General features: G+C 67.0%; 17 protein-coding genes. 7 read left to right on the top strand and 10 right to left on the bottom strand.

What is annotated here, in order from left to right; translation table 11 throughout:
* Positions 1-70 precede the first annotated feature (70 nt).
* From ACOGJB_RS18325 to ACOGJB_RS18300, 6 genes are all read left to right on the top strand, one after another.
* On the top strand, positions 71-4,225 hold the full coding sequence (locus tag ACOGJB_RS18325) for a hydantoinase B/oxoprolinase family protein (protein ID WP_419838518.1): 4,155 nt from the start codon (positions 71-73) through the stop codon (positions 4,223-4,225).
* A 173-nt stretch (positions 4,226-4,398) separates the two neighbouring features.
* Positions 4,399-5,169 (top strand): alpha/beta fold hydrolase, encoded by a 771-nt coding sequence (locus tag ACOGJB_RS18320; protein WP_419838517.1) that lies wholly within the window; start codon positions 4,399-4,401, stop codon positions 5,167-5,169.
* Positions 5,170-5,347: 178 nt separating this feature from the next.
* Positions 5,348-7,660 carry a xanthine dehydrogenase family protein molybdopterin-binding subunit gene (locus ACOGJB_RS18315; RefSeq protein WP_419838516.1) on the top strand — a complete coding sequence of 771 codons (2,313 nt, stop codon included), beginning with the start codon at positions 5,348-5,350 and terminating at the stop codon, positions 7,658-7,660.
* 336 nt (positions 7,661-7,996) lie between these two features.
* A complete protein-coding gene (locus ACOGJB_RS18310; RefSeq protein ID WP_419838515.1) occupies positions 7,997-9,226 on the top strand; it encodes an acetyl-CoA C-acetyltransferase in 1,230 nt (409 codons plus the stop codon).
* A gap of 188 nt (positions 9,227-9,414) precedes the next feature.
* Positions 9,415-10,134, top strand: coding sequence for a ribulose-phosphate 3-epimerase (rpe, locus tag ACOGJB_RS18305; protein WP_419838514.1), 720 nt, complete (start codon positions 9,415-9,417; stop codon positions 10,132-10,134).
* A gap of 5 nt (positions 10,135-10,139) precedes the next feature.
* Positions 10,140-10,574, top strand: a complete 435-nt coding sequence (locus ACOGJB_RS18300) for a hypothetical protein (protein WP_419838513.1) — start codon at positions 10,140-10,142, stop codon at positions 10,572-10,574.
* 29 nt (positions 10,575-10,603) lie between these two features.
* Here the strand turns inward: ACOGJB_RS18300 and ACOGJB_RS18295 are convergent, their stop codons facing one another.
* From ACOGJB_RS18295 to ACOGJB_RS18265, 7 genes are all read right to left on the bottom strand, one after another.
* The gene (locus tag ACOGJB_RS18295; RefSeq protein WP_419838512.1) at positions 10,604-11,224 is read right to left on the bottom strand and encodes an ATP-dependent Clp protease proteolytic subunit; all 621 of its coding nucleotides are present in this window, start codon (positions 11,222-11,224) and stop codon (positions 10,604-10,606) included.
* Positions 11,225-11,327: 103 nt separating this feature from the next.
* On the bottom strand, positions 11,328-11,909 hold the full coding sequence (gene rdgB, locus ACOGJB_RS18290) for an RdgB/HAM1 family non-canonical purine NTP pyrophosphatase (protein WP_419838511.1): 582 nt from the start codon (positions 11,907-11,909) through the stop codon (positions 11,328-11,330).
* A 78-nt stretch (positions 11,910-11,987) separates the two neighbouring features.
* Positions 11,988-12,716, bottom strand: coding sequence for a ribonuclease PH (gene rph / locus ACOGJB_RS18285; RefSeq protein ID WP_419838510.1), 729 nt, complete (start codon positions 12,714-12,716; stop codon positions 11,988-11,990).
* Positions 12,717-12,765: 49 nt separating this feature from the next.
* Entirely contained in the window at positions 12,766-13,515 is a 750-nt protein-coding gene (locus tag ACOGJB_RS18280; protein ID WP_419838509.1) for an MBL fold metallo-hydrolase, read from the bottom strand.
* 172 nt (positions 13,516-13,687) lie between these two features.
* Complete coding sequence (locus ACOGJB_RS18275) at positions 13,688-14,479, bottom strand: hypothetical protein (protein ID WP_419838508.1); 792 nt, start codon at positions 14,477-14,479, stop codon at positions 13,688-13,690.
* A 60-nt stretch (positions 14,480-14,539) separates the two neighbouring features.
* Complete coding sequence (locus ACOGJB_RS18270; protein WP_419838507.1) at positions 14,540-15,487, bottom strand: PLP-dependent cysteine synthase family protein; 948 nt, start codon at positions 15,485-15,487, stop codon at positions 14,540-14,542.
* Between the two features lie 43 nt (positions 15,488-15,530).
* A complete protein-coding gene (locus ACOGJB_RS18265; RefSeq protein ID WP_419838506.1) occupies positions 15,531-15,806 on the bottom strand; it encodes a ubiquitin-like small modifier protein 1 in 276 nt (91 codons plus the stop codon).
* Positions 15,807-16,092: 286 nt separating this feature from the next.
* Here ACOGJB_RS18265 and smpB point away from each other — a divergent pair, with 286 nt between their 5' ends.
* Complete coding sequence (smpB, locus tag ACOGJB_RS18260) at positions 16,093-16,590, top strand: SsrA-binding protein SmpB (RefSeq protein WP_419838505.1); 498 nt, start codon at positions 16,093-16,095, stop codon at positions 16,588-16,590.
* Between the two features lie 10 nt (positions 16,591-16,600).
* Here the strand turns inward: smpB and ACOGJB_RS18255 are convergent, their stop codons facing one another.
* The 3 genes from ACOGJB_RS18255 to ACOGJB_RS18245 are packed head-to-tail and all read right to left on the bottom strand — an operon-like array spanning position 16,601 to position 19,937.
* Positions 16,601-17,809: a hypothetical protein gene (locus ACOGJB_RS18255; RefSeq protein WP_419838504.1), complete on the bottom strand. Its 1,209-nt coding sequence runs from the start codon at positions 17,807-17,809 to the stop codon at positions 16,601-16,603.
* Between the two features lie 23 nt (positions 17,810-17,832).
* Positions 17,833-18,645, bottom strand: coding sequence for an alpha/beta fold hydrolase (locus ACOGJB_RS18250; protein WP_419838503.1), 813 nt, complete (start codon positions 18,643-18,645; stop codon positions 17,833-17,835).
* Entirely contained in the window at positions 18,642-19,937 is a 1,296-nt protein-coding gene (locus ACOGJB_RS18245; RefSeq protein ID WP_419838502.1) for an LLM class flavin-dependent oxidoreductase, read from the bottom strand. Before ACOGJB_RS18245 ends, ACOGJB_RS18250 begins: the two co-directional genes overlap by 4 nt.
* Positions 19,938-20,033: the final 96 nt, after the last annotated feature.

Genomic DNA, 20,033 nt, shown 5'->3' with positions numbered 1-20,033 from the left:
GGGACCGGTTTTGCCCGCCAGCGGCGGACTTCAGGCGTCATTGCAGGGCCTTGGGTGCGAGACTGAACAGATGACAACGCCCGCAACCGACGCCGACGGCACCGACGGCGCCCAAAGGCGGCCCGCGGCGCCTTGGCGGATCGGTGTGGACGTCGGAGGCACCTTCACCGACTTGGTCCTGGCCGATGCGCAGGGCGCGACCTGGGTGGCGAAAGTTCCCTCAGTCCCGGCGGATCCGAGTCGAGGAGTTCACGCTGCGCTCGCCCGCGTCGCCGTGGACCTCGGCATGCCGCTGGGCGACGTGCTCGCTGACTGCTCGCTGTTCGTCCACGGCTCCACGGTGGCCACCAACACCATGCTCGAAGGCACAGGCGCCACCGTCGGGCTGATCGCCACCGAGGGGTTCCGCGACGCGCTGGAGATCCGCCGAGGCCTGCGCGAGGACCAGTGGAACCACCGCGCTCCGTATGCCCCGGTGCTCGTGCCTCGCTACCTGAGGGCAACCCTGGGCGGGCGCATCGACGCCGACGGCAGCGAACACGCCCCGCTCGATGTGGACAGCCTCGGTTCGGTGCTGGAGCACTTCGACAGCCACGACGTCGAGGCCATCGCCATTGCGTTCATGAATTCGTTCGTGAACGACTCCCACGAGCGAGCAGCCGCCGAAGCCGTGAGCGAGCAGTGGGACGGCACGTGGATCACGACGTCGGCCGCTGTCTCGCCGCTCATGGGCGAGTACGAACGCACGTCCACCGCCGTCGTCAACGCTTCGCTGTCGCCGAAGATCGTGTCGTACTTGCGCTCGCTGAACGACGATCTCGCTGCGGCCGGGTTGCGTCACGCCATCTTGCTGGTGCAGTCGAACGGTGGCGCCGCCTCGGTCGATCAGGTGTCGGGGCGGCCCGTGAACCTGCTGCTCAGCGGCCCTGCCGCCGCCGTCGGCGCGCTCAATCTGTACCGCGACGCCACCGACAGCGCGCTCGTCAACGATGAGAACACCTCTGCGGTGGCCGGAAACCTGATCTCGATGGAGATCGGGGGCACGTCCTGCGACGTCCTGCTGATGTCGGGCGGCGAGGTGGACACCCGCGACGACATCATGATCGCCGGCTATCACGTATCCACACCTGCGATCGACATTCACACGATCGGCGCAGGCGGCGGCACGATCGCGGGCGTCGACGAGGCCGGACTGCTCTTCGTCGGGCCGCAGGGCGCGGGCGCCGACCCCGGCCCGGCGTGCTACGGCCACGGCGGCACGCTGCCCACCGTCACCGACGCCCAGCTGATCCTCGGCCGCCTTCGCCCGGGCAAGTCCGCCGGCGGCACGTTGGACCTCGACATCGACGCAGCACGCGAGGCGATCCGCGCACACGTCGCTGAGCCGCTCGGCATGGCTATCGAAGAGGCGGCCGCCGGCATTGTCGAGGTCGTCGAGCAGCACTTGCTGAGCGCGACCGAGCACATCTCGATCGAGCGAGGCCATTCGCCGCGGCGCTTCACCATGGTCGCTGCGGGAGGTGCAGGCCCCATGCACGGCGCCTCGGTGGCTGCGGGGCTCGGCTGTGAACGCGTCTATGTGCCCCGCGATGCGGGCGCCCTGTGTGCGATCGGGATGCTGCACTCCGACGTTCGCCAGGACTTCACCCGCTTCTTGATGGGCTCGCTCAACGAGCTGGACCCCGTCGAGATCGATGCTGGATTCGACGCCCTGCGCGTCCAGGCACTCGACGTGATGGACGGCGAGGGATTCGTTGCCGAACAGGTGACGCTCGATTGCGAGCTGGAACTGCATCACCCGGGCCAGCTGTGGACCATCCGCGTCCCTGCCTACTCCGATAAGGCATCCGGAATCGACGCAGCCGCAGTCCGGGCCGCCTTCGAGACTGAATACGAGCGGCTGTACGGCCACGTCCAGACTGACGGCACGATCATGGTGGCCTCGCTTCGCCTCGTGGCACGCGCCTCGACGGGCGACGTGGCCACTTCGCAGACGGCGCCTGCGGTGGGTGATCCCGAACCCATCGAGACACGCTCGGTGTGGCACGGCGCGTTCGGCTGGTGCGACACTCCGGTCTTCGACGGCGAAGTGCTGCGGCGCGGCCACGCCATCACGGGGCCAGCGCTGGTCGAGGAGTTGACCACGACGGTCGTGGCCCGACCGGGTGACCGGCTGTGGGTGGACGCGAACGGCGACCTGTTCATCGACCTCGCGCCCGCCGACGAGACCGCCGAGGGCTCGGCTTCGGGCGACGCGGCTGTGTCCCGAAGCGTCCAATCGGGTCGAACCCGCAGCGGGTCGAACGGCGAGGCGGCGGCTGCAACGGATGAACTCGGGCTCGACCCGATCGTGCTCGCAGTCATGCAGAACCGGCTCGACCAGATCAGCAAGCACATGGGCTGGGTCATGACGCGCACTGCGCGCAGCACGATCTTCAGCCAGAGCCACGATTTCTCCTGCTACGTGACGACTCCGGACGGAACGTTGGTCGCCAACGCCGACGGCATCCCCATTCACACCGGCGGGGGCGGGTTTGCAGTCCGGGCGCTCTTGAAGCGCTACAAGGGACGCATCAACCCAGAGGACGTGTTCCTGCTGTCGGACCCCTACGTGGCCGGCGGCAACCACCTGCCCGACTGGGTGATCGCGAGGCCTGTGTTCGTCGCCCGTGAGGGCGAGCGGCAGCACAGCGTCGCCCGTGAGGGCGAGCGGCAGCACAGCGTCGCCCGAGAGGGCGAGCAGCAGCACAGCGTCGCCCGAGAGGGCGAGCATGGCGACAGCACAGAGGACAGCGGCGGCGAGCCCACGCTCGTGGGGTTCTGCTGCAACCGTGCCCACCAGTCCGACATCGGCGGCGGGATCGCAGGCACCTACAACCCTGAGGCCACCGAGATCTGGCAAGAGGGCATCCGGCTGCCAGTCATGAAGCTGATCGAGGAGGGCAAGGTCCGCGACGACCTGTGGGAACTGCTGCTCATCAACTGCCGGACGCCCGAGCTGCTCGACGGCGACCTGCTCGCCATGCTGGGCTCGACCCGCATCGGCGCCGAACGAGTCCTCGGTCTGGTTGCCGAGCTCGGGGTCGCGCCGTATCTCGCCTACCTCGACGGCGTTCTCACCCACGGCGAGCGCCGCATGCGCACAGCCATCACCGCACTGCCCGACGGCAGCTATTACGGCGAGGACCGCACCGACAACGACTGCTTCGGCCCTGCTGACATCGCCGTGCGAGTGAACATGACGGTGGACGGCGACGAGATGACTCTCGATTTCACCGGTACCGATCCCCAGATCGACGGCTTCAAGAACAGCTCGCTGGCGAACACGTACTCGTCGGTGTTCCTTGCCGTGTCGTCGTTCTTCGACACGTCGATCCCACGCAACGAGGGCACCTACCGACCGGTGACGATCATCGCCCCGCAAGGCAGCATCGTCAACGCACTGCCGCCTGCCCCGATGACGATGAACACCGTGTTTGTCGCACACGAGATCGTGATCGCGGTGTGGCAGGCACTGGCACAGGCCGACCCGGATCGGGCGTGCGCAGCGTGGTCCAAGACCATGCACGGGCACGTCGCCGGGCGCCGCGACGACGGCACCACCTGGGTGATGTACCAGTGGCATGCCATGGCCACGCCGGGTGCGACCGCGGAGCGCGACGGCTTCCCGCAGATGGGCCACCTCATCACGCTCGGCGGCCTCGACCTGCCGAACCTGGAGTTCCACGAGCAGATGTACCCCGTGCGGTACGTCCGCCACGAGCAGCGCTGCGACAACGCCGGTCCCGGACAACGACGCGGCGGCACCGGCGTGCGATACGAGGCCGACATTCTGGAGCCTGCCATCTGGTCGTTCCGCGCCGAGGGGCTGGACACGCCGTCCGGCCATGGCGTGCGCGGCGGCGGCACCGGCGGGGTCGGCCTGGAGTGGATCGCCCCCGTCGACACCGATGCCGATGGGCCGACGTTCGTGCCGCCCAAGTACGGCATAAAGCGGATGGGCCCCGCACGCATGATCGCCGACACTCCTGGCGGGGGCGGCTGGGGCGACGCATTCGCGCGAGAGCCCGATGCGGTGCTGCGAGACGTGATGGACGAGGTCGTCAGCGTCGAGGGCGCCCGCCGCGACTACGGCGTTGTCATCGGCGACGACGGTCGTTGCGTTGACGCCGAAGCAACCGTTCGGCTGCGGGCAGTCGGCCGAACAGCTGTGCCGACCGACTGAGCCCCGGTGCGATGCCATGCTGTGTGCAGCAATGCCGATCCCGGCAGCTTCGTTGCGCAGAGAAACGAAGCGGTGAGTTCTATGCACAGACGTGCCGCTCCGGGCGGCATTCTTGCGCACCGAAGCGTGACAGCGAATCGAAGTAGACCCCCAGCTAGCGAGGAAGCGATCTCATGACGCTTGCGCTTGTCCACGGCAACCCCGAAACAGCCGCCATCTGGGACCCCATGCGCGTCGCCCTCGAGCGCCATGGCGTCGGCCCCTCCGACGTCGTCGCGCTGTCGCCGCCTGGATTCGGCGCGTCCGCGCCAGACAGCTTCGGCGCCACCATGAGCGAGTATCGGGACTGGCTCGCGGCCGAGCTGGAACGACTTCTCAACGCAGGCGCCTCACACATCGACCTGCTGGGACACGACTGGGGCGGCGGTCATGTCATGCGCATCGCCATGGAGCGTCCTGACCTGATTCGCTCGTGGTGTACCGACGTGATCGGCCTCTTCGATCCCGACTATGTCTGGCACGACGCAGCCCAGCTGTGGCAGACCCCGCAAGGCGATGCCTCGATCGAGCGCATGATCAGCCGCCCGGATGCCGAGCGAGTCGAGTTCTATGCCGGCTTGGGCATGGGAGCGGAGGTGGCCGCTGCAGTCGTGCCCCATATCAACTCCGACATGGGGCGCTGCATTCTGGCGCTCTACCGCGACGCTGCTCAACCGGCCATGGCGAACTTGGGCTTCAACGTCGCAGCAGCCGGCCAGCGCCCTGGACTCTGCATCCTGGCGGCGGGAGACCACTTCACCGGCGGGGGCATCATGCATCGCCGCATGGCCAAGCGAGCCGGTGCTCGGGTCACCGAACTGCTCGATGTCGGCCATTGGTGGATGTGCGAGAAACCGGGCCTCGCCGCACACACCGTCGCGAGCTGGCTCGCATCGCTCGACTGACGAGCGGCAGCCTGCGGTGTCGCTCCGTCACCTGCTCGGGAATGGGTCCTCGGGCGCACAGCGCCGACCGGGCGTTGGGCTACTGTCGCGGCTGATGCCGAGCCGTTCGCGGCTGGGCACACCGTCCTGAACGCAAACCGGTGCCGCACCCGCGGTGCCATCTACAAGGGGGCAAGTAATGGCCGCATCGGGTTCGATTCTTGGGAATGCCGTCCAGCGCAAGGAAGATCCTGGCCTGCTGACCGGGGCGAATCACTACGTCGACGACCTTGACGTCGACGCCGCCATGGTCGCATTCGTCCGCTCGACCGAAGCCCACGCCGAGATCACCTCGATCGACACCTCCGAAGCGGCGTCGATGCCGGGCGTCTTGGCGGTGTACACGGCTGAGGACCTGTCCATGGACGCGTTCCAAGGCTTCCCGATGATGCCGCCGGACTTCAACCGTCCACCGCTGGCCGCCGGTCGTGTCCGCTTCGTCGGCGACATGGTGGCAGCAGTCGTGGCAGGGACCCAAGCGCAGGCCAACGACGCGGCGGAGGCTGTGTACGTGGACTACAGCTCGCTGCCGGTCGTTTCCGATTTCGAGCGGGCTGCCGACCCCGACTCGCCGATCGTGTGGGAAGGCCAGCAGTCCAACGTGTGCTTCCCCTTCGCCATTCCCGGGCCCGACGAGGAGACCGGTGAACGCCCCGGCGTCGATGCACTGGCCGGCGCCGATCACGTCGTATCCGAGCGCATCGTCACTCAGCGCCTGGCCGGCGCACCCATGGAGCCCAATGGCTGCGTCGCAGTGCCCGGCGCCGACGGCACCATGACGCTGCACGTGTCGGTTCAGAACGCTCATTCCCAGCACGAGGCGCTCGCCCCCGCCCTCGGTCTTGAGGCCGAGCAACTGCGAGTGACCGCGCCGTGGGTGGGTGGCGGATTCGGCCCCAAGGCTGCGGTGTACCCCGAGTACATCGTGGTCGGCAGGGCAGCCCAGGAACTCTCCCGGCCAGTTCGCTGGACCGAGAACCGAACCGAGAACATGCTGTCGATGGTGCAAGGCCGCGCCATGGTCATGAATGCCGAACTCGGCGTGCGCAATGACGGCAGCATCGTGGGCCTCAAGGCGAACGTGATCGCCGACGCCGGTGCGTATCCGATCATCGGAGCGATCCTGCCGATGCTGACCGGCATGCTCAGCCAGGCCGTCTACGACATTCCCGTCATCGACTACCAGTCGCTGACGGTGATCACCAACACCACGCCCATCGGCGCCTACCGAGGCGCCGGGCGACCAGAGGCCACCCAGATGGTGGAGCGCATCCTCGACAAGGCTGCCGCTGCGATCGGCATGGACGCTGCAGAGATTCGCCGCAAGAACTACCTGCAGCCCGATGCCTTCCCCACCGCGTTGCAGACTGGGGTGAGCTACGACTCAGGCGAATACGAGCGGGCGCTCGATGCGGTGCTCGAAGCATCGGGTTACGCAGAGCTGCGATCCGAGCAGCAGGCCAGGCGTGACTCGGGCGACTCCAAGATGATCGGCATCGGCGTGTCGTCCTACGTGGAGATCACGGCCCCCGTCGGTCTGCACGTGGAATACGGCAGCACGGAGGTTCACGACGACGGCACGGCCACGATTCGGGTCGGCACCTCCAGCCACGGCCAAGGGCACGACACGGCCTTCAGCCAGATCGTCGAGGGCGTGCTCGGCATTGCCATGGAAGACGTGACTCACGTCGACGCCGACACCGCCGAGGTCCCCTCGGGTGCCGGCACGCTGGGTTCGCGGTCGCTGCAGACCGCAGGCTCGGCGGTGTACCTGTCCAGCCAGGCGGTGCTCGAGAAGGGCAAGCAGCTCGCCGCCCACCTGTTGGAGGCCTCCGCCGACGACATCGTGGTGGCCGAAGGCGGCTTGGCGGTCGCCGGTGTGCCGACCAGCTCAGTGAGCTGGGCCGACATTGCCAAGCTGGCCAACGACGACAGTGCCCGCCCCTCCGGCATCGAGGCAGGCCTCATGGCCGAGGAGAACTTCGACGGGACCGATTCCACGTTCCCGTTCGGCTCTCACGTGGCGGTCGTCGAGGTTGACCGCGAGACCGGCGAGGTCGAACTGCTGCGCCATGTGGCGGTGGACGACTGCGGCACCATCATGAACCCGATGATCGTGAACGGCCAGCAGCACGGCGGCATCGCACAAGGCGTCGCACAAGCGCTGTACGAGCATGTGGAATACGACGGCGATGCGAACCCGCTGAACGCCAGCCTGATGGACTACCTGGTGCCCTCGGCCGCAGAGCTGCCCAGCTTCGAGGTGTCCAACACCGAGACGGCCAGCCCGCGCAACCCCCTGGGTGCGAAGGGCATCGGCGAGTCTGGAACGATCGGCTCCACACCGGCGGTGCACAACGCGGTATGCGACGCCGTCGCCCACCTCGGCATCGACCACATCGACATGCCCTGCAGCCCCCAGAACGTCTGGCGGGCACTCCAGAGCGCCTGACCCAGGGCGGCGCGCCGGCTGCCCCAATTGGGCGAATTGCAACGGTTGCATTGGGACATTTGCAATATTCGCGATCGCTGATTTGCAATCTGGATTCGGCGGCAGCGGAGGCTGCGACCGGTGCTTGGCTTGCGCTTGCGCCCCCTGACTGAGTACCCGGCTGTCGAGTGCCACGCCAACCGTCCATTTGCGGATTGCCTCATGGTGCCCTGGGTGCCCGCGAGGCCGCGCGCTCCGCGGATGAAGTGCCTAGCAATCACGTAGTCTCTGTGCTCGCACACACAGCGTGACCGGCTCCCCAGACGGGATCGGCGCGCCGGCAGAAGGGACACCCCCATGAGCACTGACGCCGCGACCGATCCGGTCATCGTCGCCACCGCCCGCAGCCCGATCGGACGAGCATTCAAGGGCTCGCTGACCGAGATGCGGCCCGACGACATGACCGCGCAGATCGTGACCAAGCTGCTCGACAAGGTGCCCGAGCTTCCCCGCAACGAGATCGAGGATCTCATGCTGGGGTGCGGCCAGCCCGGCGGAGAGGCCGGCTTCAACATCGCACGCGCCTCGGCGATCTTGGCCGGTCTCGAGGAGGTACCCGGCACCACCGTCAACCGCTACTGCTCCTCGTCGCTGCAGACCATTCGCATGGCAGCGCACGCCATCCGCGCCGGTGAGGGCGACGCCTTCATCGCCGCTGGCGTCGAGTGCGTCAGCCGCTACGACAAGGGCAACTCCGACAGCCTGCCCGGCACCACCAACCCGCAGTTCCGTGCTCCCGGCGAGCGCACCAAGGTGCGGTCAGAAGGCGGTCACGACGACTGGGCTCCTGCGCCGGGACTGCCCGACCTGTACATCGCGATGGGCCAGACAGCCGAGAACGTCGCCGAGCACAAGGGCGTGAGCCGCGAGGCCATGGACGAATACGGCGTGATGAGCCAGAACAAGGCCGAGGCCGCCATCGCCAGCGGCTTCTTCGAGATGGAGATCACCCCGCTCGAGCTGCCTGACGGCAGCGTGGTCAGCGCTGACGACGGGCCTCGTGCAGGCGTCACCTACGACGCCGTCTCACAGCTGAAGCCCGTGTTCCGGCCCGACGGCCGGGTGACAGCCGGCAACGCGTGCCCGCTGAACGACGGCGCTGCCGCCGTGATGGTGATGAGCCGCAAGCGTGCCGAAGAGCTGGGCATCACCCCGCTGGCTCGCGTCATCTCGTCGGCGGTCTCGGCGTTGAACCCCGAGATCATGGGCCTCGGCCCGATTGAGGCCTGCAAGAAGGCGCTGGCTCGGGCGGGCATGACGATGAGCGACATCGACATGGTCGAGATCAACGAGGCCTTCGCGGCACAGGTGATCCCGTCGGCCGACGAGCTGGGCATCGACATCGTCGATCAGCTGAATCTCCACGGCGGTGCCATTGCGCTGGGCCACCCGTTCGGCATGACCGGTGCCCGCATCATGACCACGCTTCTGAACGGTCTTGCCGACCGCGACAAGACCTTCGGGCTCGAGTCGATGTGCGTCGGCGGCGGTCAGGGCATGGCCATGATCGTCGAGCGGCTGAACTAAGCCGCTGCCTCAGAGGCTGAGCCGTCATCAGGCGAAGCCGTGGCCCGAGCGGCCCGTGAGCGCAGCGAACAAGAGCGGCAGACAATTGGTGCGACAACGAGAAGGTACGCCTGCCGACGCGGTCTCTCCGGGCACATTCACCAGGTAACTGCCGCGCCTCACGGCGGCGCGTCGGCAACACTGGCCGGGTGAACACGTCCTTAACGACGGCGCCGCGGCCCATCGAGATCGTTCCATCGGTCCTACCCGCTGACTTCGCGCGTCTCGGTGACGAGTGCGCTGCGCTTGCCGAGGCGGGCGTCGATCGGATCCAGTGGGACGTCATGGACGGCGTCTTCGTCCCGAACCTGACCTTCGGCCCCGATGTCATCGCGGCCTGCCGCCCCCACGCCAGCGTGATGTTCGAGGCCCACCTCATGGTCGTCGACCCTGACCCGATGCTCGGCGCCTATGTCGACGCCGGCTGCGAGATGCTGATTATCCACGCCGAATCGGTCACTCACCTGCATCGCACGCTTGGCCGCGTCGCCGAGCTTGGCGCGCAACCGGCCGTGGCCATCAATCCGTCGACACCGATCGACGCCGTAGCTCACGTGCTCGACCTCGTCGACATGGTGCTCGTCATGACCGTCAATCCGGGGTTCGGCGGTCAGGCCTACATCGCCGCAATGGAGCCCAAGATCGCTGCGCTGCGCCAGCTCATCAGCCAGAGCGGTTCGGCTGGGGCGTCAGGCGCAGGCATCGACATCGAAGTGGACGGCGGCATCTCGGCCGAGACCATCAGCGGAGCCGCCGCGGCAGGCGCCAACGTGCTCGTGTCGGGCAGCGCGCTGTACCGCTACACCGAGGGACTCGCGCACGGTGTCGCGGATCTGCGCTGCCGTGCGGAGGCTGCATCCCGAGCGTGATGGCGGTGACAGCTCGCCGGCGCTGGCTCCTCATCGCCGCCGCCGTCGTAGCGATCGCCCTTGCGCTGTGGCGCGACAGCGGGGAGCCCTCCGTCGAGGAGTTCTGCGGGGAGTTCGCTCACCTGCTCGTCGTCGACCAGATCAGCTTGACGGTCAACCCGAACGACGACACCACCACACGTGAGGCAATGGACCGCACAGCGCGGCAATTCGCCGACGCTGCAGCAGCAGCACCGGTGGAAATACGACCTGACATGGCTTTGCTGGCCGACCTGACCGCAGCGCTTTCCGATGCCGTAACCGAGACAGCGTCACGGGAGACGTTCGATCGTGCGGCCGCGTTGATCGCAGCGCAGGATCCGTTCCTCGAGACCCAGGATGCCGCCACGCAGCGAGTCGTGGACTACGTCACCCGCCATTGCACCGCTGCGCCTGGATAAACCAGACGCACGAGCACTGCTGCGACCGGCTAGATCATCTCCCCGCGCTTGACGACCACGTGATCGCACAAGCCGTAGCCCTTGGCTTCCTCGGCAGTGAACCAGCGGTCTCGCTCGGAGTCGAGCAGGATCTGCTCGACATCCTGACCGCTGTGAAGCGCAGTGCGCTCGGCCATCAGGCGCTTGACGTAGGCCATCTGCTCGGCCTGGATGGCGATGTCAGATGCCTGGCCACGTACTCCGCCAGACGGCTGATGCATCATCACCCGGGCGTGCGGCAGGCAGTAGCGCTTGCCCGGTGCTCCCGCCGTGAGCAGGAACTGCCCCATCGAGGCGCCCAGCCCGAGGCAAACCGTGGCCACGTCGCAGGCGACGAATTGCATCGTGTCGTAGATGGCCATGCCGGCGGTGACCGAGCCACCAGGGCTGTTGATGTACAGCGAGATGTCGCGGCCCCGGTCCTGACCCTCTAGGTACAGCATCTGCGCACAGACGACGTTGGCCAACTGGTCATCCAATTCATCGCCCAGGAACACGATGCGGTCGTCGAGCAGCCGGTTCGAAATCTGGGTCCACCCGGTCACACCGCTGGACTCGAACGCACGCTCAGACGCCGGGCTCGGGCGCTGTGTGGAGGGAAGTTCGCTCATGGGGCGCAGGTTACCGACGGGGCCATCGAGCCCAGCCGGAGTCGCGCTGCCGATCGCCTCCGGCGGCGCCTCAACAGCGTCCGCGAGGTCGCCCCAGTCGAGTTCAGAGCTGCGCTGCCAGGGCACGCAAGGCGCGACCGCGATGGCTGATGTGGTTCTTCGCATCCGCCGACATCTCGGCAAACGTCAGCGGGGCTGCCTCGTCGGGGACAAAGACGGGGTCGTAACCGAAGCCGCCATCGCCCCGCTGCGACAGCGCAATCGTGCCCTCGACGGCGCCATCGGCCAGCACCTCGCTTCCGCCGCACAGGATAACCGCCACCACGGTCCGAAAACGCGCTCGGCGCTCCGAATACGGCACCCCTTCCAACGCGGCCATGAGCTTCGCCAGATTGGCAACCGGATCCGCCTCGGGTCCCGCGTAGCGGGCGCTGTGCACGCCGGGCGCACCGCCCAGCGCATCAACCTCAAGCCCGGTGTCGTCGGCAATGGACGGCTCACCGGCAGCGGCGAACACGAACCGAGCTTTGATGAGCGCGTTCTCTTCCAAGGTCTCGCCGTCCTCCGCCACGTCGCCCAATTGCGACGGCCTCGGCAGTATCTCCACCGATGGCATCGCCTCACGCAACACCGCGGCGATCTCGACTGCCTTGTGCGGATTGGCCGACGCCATCACCAGCCGCACGAGGTCACAACCTCCGCGACCATCGGGGGCTTGCACGCCTGGTGTGCTCAGCCACAGCCGGCGATGAGGCCGCTCCGGTCACGTCGGTGGCGTTGCCAGCGCTGCTCGCTGCAGGTCGACGATCTCGACGATCCCCGAACGGGCCAGCGCCAGCATTGCGGCGAGCTGGGCGTCGTCGAAGGGTTCACCCTCGGCGGTGCCCTGCACCTCCACGAAGCGCCCCTGCCCGGTCATCACGACGTTCATGTCCACTTCGGCCCGCGAGTCCTCCTCGTAGGGCAGATCGAGTCGGGCCTCGCCGTCCACGATCCCCACCGAGATGGCTGCGCACTCGTCGACGAGCGGGTGCTGGCTGATCGCTCCGTTGGCGACCAGCCGGGTGCATGCGTCGTGAAGCGCCACGTAGCCCCCGCAGATCGATGCCGTTCGGGTCCCCCCGTCGGCCTGCAACACATCGCAGTCGACGGTGACCTCGCGTTCTCCGAGCGCTGCCATGTCGCACACCGCCCGCAGCGCTCGCGCGATCAAGCGCTCGATCTCGAGCGTGCGCCCCTTCTGCTTGCCGCGCTTGGACTCACGGCCGACACGCTCGCCGCTCGAGCCGGGCAGCATCGCGTATTCGGCAGTCACCCAGCCGGTCCCTCGGCCGCGCATCCACCGCGGCACGTCGTCGTCAATCGACACGGTGCACAGCACCCGGGTCCGACCGAAGGACACCAGCACCGATCCGGGCGTTTGGTCGGTGAAATCGCGTTCGAAGGTCACCGCGCGCAGTTCGTCTGGCAACCGACCGTCGACGCGAGTCACGACCCGGGTTCGCCTTTCACATCAGGCTCGGCCACATCATGCTCGGCGCTCATGCCCAGAACGTTACGCCGGTGCGTGCAACCGCCGCATCGCCGCTGAACACCTCGCCCGCTTCGGTCAGATGATCCTGCGGATCCGATCCCGGCGGTACATGAGTCACGACGAGTTGCCGTGCCCCTACGTCGTTGGCATCCGCCGCTAGCCATGCGGCGCTGACATGGGGAATCGCAGGGTTGTCGGTGGCGTGCAGCAGCGTTCCCTCGCCGACCACGAGGTCCGGCGAGGGCCGCCCGGCGTCACGGCTGAGCGCCGAGAGCGCCCAGCCCCGGCCGGTGTCGGAGGTGTAGACGATGGACTTGCCGTTGCTCTCAAAGCGCATCGCCAGTGTCTCGACCGGATGATCGGTGCGTGAGAACAGCACGTCGATGTCGCCGACGCGTGCCTCCGACGAATCCTTCACCATCTCCCAGCCGAACAGATCAGAGCTGTCGCCGTAGGCCTCGGTGACCTCCCGCACGCCCTCGGTTGCGAGAACCCGGATGTGGGACATGCCCATGTAGTACTTCGCAGCGTTGTAGACCACCGGCAGCTCGGCACAGTGATCGGGGTGGTGATGGCTGACGAGCATCGCGTCGACCGACTCGAGCGGCACGTGGGATTGCAAGTTGGCGAAGGTGCCGGGGCCGCAGTCGACCCACAAGGCCGTCGTCTCGCTGCGTACCAGATACCCGCTGCAGGACTCGCCGGCGGCGGCGTAGCTGCCAGAACAACCCAAGACCGTCACCGAGAGCTTGCTCACGGAGGCCGATACTACGCAAGCGAAGCGCTCGGCTCACATCGCGACGCGGACAAGAGGCTGAGCCGATAGGCGAAGCCGTGGCCCGAGCGGCCCGTGAGCGCAGCGAACAAGAGCGGGAAGTAACTGGTGCGACAATCCGAACTCTTGCCTATCGGCGCAGCCTCTCAGGGCGTCAGCGTGTCGCGCAGGCCGTCCCCGCTTCGAGCGATCGCAGGACCTCCGACTCATCGAAAATGCCGACGAGCCGGCCGCCTCTCGTAGCGAGCAACACCGAGAGCGCTTCGGTAGCCGTTGCCGGGCGGAAGGTGGCGGCCGCGTAGGCCTCGGCAACCTCGGCGCGCGTCGCGCCGACGCCGATCCCTTCGGCGGTCCGCAGCATGTAGGGATCGGGCCCGAATGTGCCGAGCCGCCATGTCATGAAGTGCTCGTCGTCGGCGTCGCGTTGCTGGTATCCGTCTTCGGGATCGCCGAACATGGCCAGCACACCGGGCCATTCCACGACCCGAAGGCGGCTGCCGGGACAGTCGCCGTAGATCGAGAATGTGTCAATCCAGCCGCTGTCGGCCACCGGCTGTCCGAGCGCGTCGGTCAGCACATCCAGAGCCGCCGGCACCCCAGCACCGAAGCTCACGAGGCCCAGACCGTCCCCTGCCAACACCACGCCTTCGGGATGGGGAACGGCGGCGGCCCCCAATCGCGCGGATGCTGTCGTAGCGGTTGGGGCTTCGCCGCGTGGCTCGGCGCCATCGACGGGGACGGTCACCAGGACTGCCGCCGGACGCTCGGCTGACTGCTGGGCGGGCAGCAGCGTCGTCGCGGTGACGTCGCGCGACAGTGCGATAGTGGCCGTCGGCGCGGGAGCTACCTCGAGGGGCGGGCCTGTACACGCTGCTGCTGACACCGCCAGCGCCGCCACGACCGCGGTGAGCGCTGCAACTCGGCGACGGGATCCCGGCTTCGCCATCTCGGCAACGGTATGACGGCTCGGCAACAGATCAACAGCAGGACTCGTCAGAGCAGACAATCAGAAGTAGATGACGTTGGCGGCGTGGTCGGCCGCAGCGTCAAGGTCGTCAGTCCACGCGCCGACGGAGAGATATTTCCAGCCGTGGTCGCTGACGACGAACACGATGACGCCTTCGTCGATGCGGTCGGCGGCCTTGCGGGCCCCGGCCAGCGCGGCCCCCCCCGAGATGCCCGAGAACACGCCTTCCGTCGCCAGCATCCGCGTCGCCTCGATCGACTCGCGTGGACGGACGATCATCTTGCGGTCGAGCAGGTCGACGCCTCCCCAACGCTCAAAGATGGGCGGCACGTAACCGTCGTCGAGGCTGCGCAATCCCTCGACCTGTTCGCCCGCCGGCGGCTCGACGGCCCACACCTGCACCGCGGGCGCGTGTTCCTTGAGGTACCGACCGACACCCAGCAGCGTGCCGCTCGTGCCGAGCCCTGCAACAAAGTGGGTGATGGTTGGGATATCGGCCACGATCTCGGGGCCGGTGGTGCGGTAGTGCACCTCGGGATTGGCCTCGTTCCCGTACTGGTAGAGCATCGTCCAGTCGGGGTTCGCCTCGGCCAGTTCCAATGCGAACCGCACAGCGCCATTGGAGCCCTGCTCGGCCGGGCTAGCGATGATCTCGGCGCCGAAGATCTCGAGCATCTGGCGTCGCTCGGCGGTGACGTTGCCGGGCAGCACGATCTTCACCCGGTAGCCGCGGCGCTGCCCGAGCATGGCCAGCGCGATGCCGGTATTGCCCGATGAGGGTTCGATGATCACCGATCCCGGCGCCAGACGGCCCTCGGCCTCGGCACGGTCCAACATGGCGAGCGCCACCCGGTCCTTCACTGAGCCGGTCGGGTTCTGCCCTTCCAGCTTGGCGTAGAGCGCGACCGAGGGGTTGGGGCTGAGCTGGCTGACGTCAAGGGTGGGAGTGCCGCCGATCAGCTCGTCAACGGAGCGATAAACGGCCACGTGCCGGTTCTGCCGCTGGGAGCCGGTGCTGGGCCGGACCGGCTCAGCCGCCGGCGACGGCCGGCAGGATCGACAGCTCGTCACCGTCAGACAGCGCCGTGTCCATCTGGGAGAGGTACCGAACGTCCTCGTCGTTGACATAGACGTTCACGAATCGGTGCAAGCTGCCGTCTTCGGCGAGCAAGTTGGGGGCGATGCCGGGGAATTCGCCGACCAGCCACGACACCGCTTCGGACACGGTGCTGCCCTCGGCAGCGATCTGCGACTGCCCGTTGGCGTGCGGACGCAGGACGGTGGGCAAGCGGACGGTGACAGCCATCGGGACTCCTGGGTTCGGCGGCGCCGCAGCGGGCGGTTGCAGGCCAAGAACTCGCGCGCCGCCGCGGCAATTCCCGACCTGATCACTCAGGATTCTACGGGCCGTCGCCGTCGTCGTCTACTGCCGCGCCGAGTCGCTGGCACCAGAGAATCGGCGCAAGAGCGACCAACGTCAGCCGTACCCTCGGGCTCGTGGCCGCGAGGCTGAGCCGATAGGCGAAGCCGTGGCCCGAGCGGCCCGTGAGCCCAATCGCATGAGAATGGGGAACAAGAGCGGGAGGAAACAGGTGACGCAACGAGACCGCTCATCTATCGGCGCGACCTCGACCGAACGGACAGTCGTAGCGTCTAACCGCCGTGCGCGCCGCAACTACGAGGTGCTCGACACCTTCGAGTGCGGCATGGTCTTGCGCGGTTCCGAAGTGAAGTCGCTGCGTGCCGGCGGCGCCCAGATGGGCGATGCATACGCCCGGGTGCGTGACGACGAGATGTGGTTGATGGGTCTGCACATCGCCCCATGGATTCACGCCTCGCCCAACATGGGCCACGACGTCGAGCGTCCCCGCAAACTGCTCATGCACCGCGCCGAGATCAACCGGCTGCGGGCACGGACCGAGCAGGACCGCTTGCAGCTCATCCCGCTCGAGATCTACTTCCGCGACGGGCGGGCCAAGCTCGAGCTCGCCCTCGCGCGCGGCCGTCGCCTGTACGACAAGCGTCAAGCCATCCGCAAGCGGGAAACCGATCGCGAGGCCCGCCGCGCGCTGCGAGATCGCTCAGCCTGAGCCGTCAGGGTCAGGAACCGGGGGTTTGGAGATAGCAGCTGAACTCTTCGGGTTTGTGGTCGGGATACATGTACTCGCAGGTGTAGAACGGCGTTCCATTTCCCTCGTCGTCGAGTTCATCGTAGGCCTCGAAGAACTCATCAGCATTCTCGAGCCAATTGTCCGGCTTGAAGATCGCCGGGTAGGCCACGCCCTTGTCTCCGGCCTTTTCGCAGTTGTTGGTACACGTCTTGTTGGCCTGTTCGCGAGCGGTGAGGTCGGTGTTGCGAGTGACCATGACCGGCGTGACCGTAGCCGTCATTTCCCCGTCCGAATCCGTGCTGGTGCTGTACGTGTTGGTGGCCGTGGGTGCCGTGTTTGTGCCAGGCGCAACGTAGTCGTCATCGGACGTCTCGTCATACTGGGAGTCATAGGAGTTGCAGTCATCGACGGTATCGCCGCACGACTGATACGGGGTCGGCTTCTCGGGCGGCTCGCTGGGCTTCACGTAGTCTGAGGGCGGAGTCGGATTCACGTAGTCGGACCAGGCTTTCCGGGTCGCATCTCGTGCCAGGACCTCGCTGTTATATGCTTCCCAAGCCTTGTTGACGGCGAAGACATCGGTAACGGTCTGACGCGTCGTCTCCCAAGTTTGTGTGGTTTCGTTGAACGTGGCGACCGAGCGCTCGACCGTCGGCAACGGCGCTCTTGGCTTGTTGATTCCGGGCGGCATAGTGGTGTAGCCGGTCGGGATCGTCCTGGATTGGCAGAGCTCGCTGCGATTCGGTCGTGTCGGCACCGTGATCTTGCGTGGCGGATCATTGGTGTCGTCGGGATCATCAATCTCGACCAGGACAAGGGGCAAGATATCGGCCGAACAGATTGGGCCGCCGTCCGCATCCACCCATGGGTCGGCGACATCTGAGTCGGGCAGGCTGCTGGTGTCGGCCTCTTGGGCGGCGGCGGGCGAGCTCAGCAGCATCGTTAGGAACAGCGCCACCGCCGTCGTGATCAACGCAGATGAGCTTGCCACTGTCAACCGAGATCTTGTGGCTGCCAGAGATGACATCTTGACCTCCTCACGATGTTTTTCGGACGATGCGCCCGATCCTGCATACGAGACTTCCGTGTTCGGAATACCGGTTGCGCTTCTGCGCGACAGCTTTGTACGGATTCGCCCGTGGGTCAAGTCAGGTGGGCTCAGGAGGCCTTTGCGGTGGACGCGCACCACCCGCGCCACAACCCCACCGGTGGGCTCTGGGCTTAGGCGAACGCTCCGGCTGCGATCTTGGCGATTTCGCCAGGCTGGTCGAAATCAGCTTGGTGGCCGGCGTCATCCACGAGGTGAGTACCGACCACGTTCGGCAATGCCTTCGCCCAGCGCTCCAGGTACGACGCCGGGATGATCCGGTCCTTGGCCCCGTGCACGAGCGTCACGGGGTTGGCTACGCGGTGCAGCCGGGCCGCCAGCCCCCACTCGGGCAGCGGCCAGATCAGCTGTGCCGCGGCGGTGCGGGTGAGATAGCGGTGCACGCCGTGCTCCACCACCATGTCGGCGGGCAGATCTGCGGGGTCGTCGAAGAACGCCGCTGATGCCGCGGCGTCCTCGGTCAGCATCTGGCGCTGCACGCTCAGCGTCGTGCCGAACGGGTCGGCTACCGGGTCGTTGTCGTCCCACAGACCGAACGGCGCCACCAGCACCATCGGCCCGAATGCCTCGGGTCGCACCGCTGCGAGTTCGAGCGCCATCATCGCGCCCACGCTGGAGGCCACCAGCGGGGCGCCCGTCAGCCCGGCCACGTCGATGACCTCACTGGTGGCGACCACCCAGTCGTGCAGGGTGCGCAATCCATCAGGCTCGCTCGAGCCGGTGAATCCCGGCAGGCTCGGCGCCACCACGCGATGCCCCGCGGCGGCCAATTGCTCCAGCACGGCGTGGGGGCCCGGATTGCCGAGCATCCCGTGGAGGTAGCCCACGGTCGGGCCCTCGCCCAGCTCGACGAGGCCGATGTGCCCGTCTCGATATGGCAGCGAGTTCGGCGCGAAGTGACCGGCCAGCGGTGTGGCTGCGCTCACTGCGCGCGGCTTCCGACCGGTGCGAGCTGATGGTCGGCCTTGGGCCACCAGTGATCCTCGTAGGTGTCCTCGAACAGACCGGCGACCTCGGGCATCACCTTGGTCGCGTACATCTCGGTGTTCATCTTCACCAGCTCGGGATCCATGTTGCCGAAGTGGCTGAAGACCATCAGATGACCGACGTTCATGGTGGTGGCCAGCTCGTGCACCTGCTCGGTGACCTGGGTGGGATTGCCCAAGATGATGTAGCCCTTCTCGACCATTGCCTCGAAGGTCAGCTTCTTCGAGCCGTACGACGCCTTCGCTGCGCCTGCCTTGGCAGCATCGGCTGCGTTGGCTTCGCGGCGGGCGGTGGCCTCCCGGGCGGCCCGCTCGACCATGCCTTCCACGCCGGCACGCACCGTGTTGGGCGTCTTGTAGCCGGGCGGGTCTGCGTAGCCGGCGTACACGTGCAGGCAGGTGTTGAAGAAGTACTCGGCCGGCTCGCGGTACAGATCCCAAGCCTCGGCCTCAGTGTCGGCCACGGCAATGAACTGAGCGAAGCCGCCCTGGAACGGGTTGGTCTCCTTGCCCAGATCCTGGACCTTCTTCCAGAACCCCTGCATGGTGCGCAGCCCGGCCTTGTAGCCGAAGTAGCTCAGGTAGCAGTACACGAGATCCTCAGCGGCGCACCAGTCCCACGTGTCCACCGAGCCGCCGCCGGGAATCCAGATCGGCGGGTGGGGCTGCTGTACGGGCCGGGGCCACACGTTGACGTAGCGCAGCTTGTTGTAGTTGCCGTTGAAGCTGAACACCTCGTCCGACGTCCACGCCTGCCGGATGAGATCCACGCCCTCGTGGTAACGCTCGCGCAGCGTGGCCGGGTTCTGCCCGTAGGCGTAGATCGTGTCCATCGGCGAGCCCACCGGGAAGCCCGCGATCATGCGCCCGCCGGTGATGCCGTCGAGCATGGCGATCTCCTCGGCCACCCTCAGCGGCGGGTTGTACAGGGCCACCGAGTCCCCCAGCACGACGATGTTGGTGTCGGGGCAGTTGCGAGACAGCGCCGCAGCGATGATGTTCGGGCTCGGCATCAGCCCGTAGCCATTCGAGTGGTGCTCGTTGATGCCCACGGCGTCGAACCCGCACTGGCCCGCAAATTCGAGCTGATCGAGATACGCGTTGTAGGTCCGGTGGCCGACAGCGGGGTCGTAGAGCTTGGGGTCGATATCGACCCACACCGAACGGTGCTGCTCAGGGAAGTCCGGCGGGAGCTCCGGGTACGGCATCAGGTGGAAGAAGATGGACTTCACGGTGTGCTCCTTGGATGACGGACGAGGTGCCGGCTCGTATTGCTGGGCGCGCAAGCGAACGCGGACAAGCAGAAAAAACCTACTCCGCGTTCGACT

It is taken from the genome of Candidatus Poriferisodalis sp., assembly GCF_965208895.1.
In the GTDB taxonomy this organism is placed as follows: Bacteria; Actinomycetota; Acidimicrobiia; order Acidimicrobiales; family Poriferisodalaceae; genus Poriferisodalis.
This window is presented reverse-complemented; position numbering and strand designations above follow the sequence as displayed.

What these genes read in the sequence shown, in the direction of transcription:
- ACOGJB_RS18315 (WP_419838516.1), top strand. Translation starts at nt 5,348, where the DNA reads ATGGCCGCATCGGGTTCGATTCTTGGGAATGCCGTCCAGCGCAAGGAA.
- ACOGJB_RS18265 (WP_419838506.1), bottom strand. Translation starts at nt 15,806, where the DNA reads ATGGCTGTCACCGTCCGCTTGCCCACCGTCCTGCGTCCGCACGCCAAC.
- ACOGJB_RS18325 (WP_419838518.1), top strand. Translation starts at nt 71, where the DNA reads ATGACAACGCCCGCAACCGACGCCGACGGCACCGACGGCGCCCAAAGG.
- ACOGJB_RS18275 (WP_419838508.1), bottom strand. Translation starts at nt 14,479, where the DNA reads ATGGCGAAGCCGGGATCCCGTCGCCGAGTTGCAGCGCTCACCGCGGTC.
- ACOGJB_RS18295 (WP_419838512.1), bottom strand. Translation starts at nt 11,224, where the DNA reads ATGAGCGAACTTCCCTCCACACAGCGCCCGAGCCCGGCGTCTGAGCGT.
- ACOGJB_RS18310 (WP_419838515.1), top strand. Translation starts at nt 7,997, where the DNA reads ATGAGCACTGACGCCGCGACCGATCCGGTCATCGTCGCCACCGCCCGC.
- ACOGJB_RS18320 (WP_419838517.1), top strand. Translation starts at nt 4,399, where the DNA reads ATGACGCTTGCGCTTGTCCACGGCAACCCCGAAACAGCCGCCATCTGG.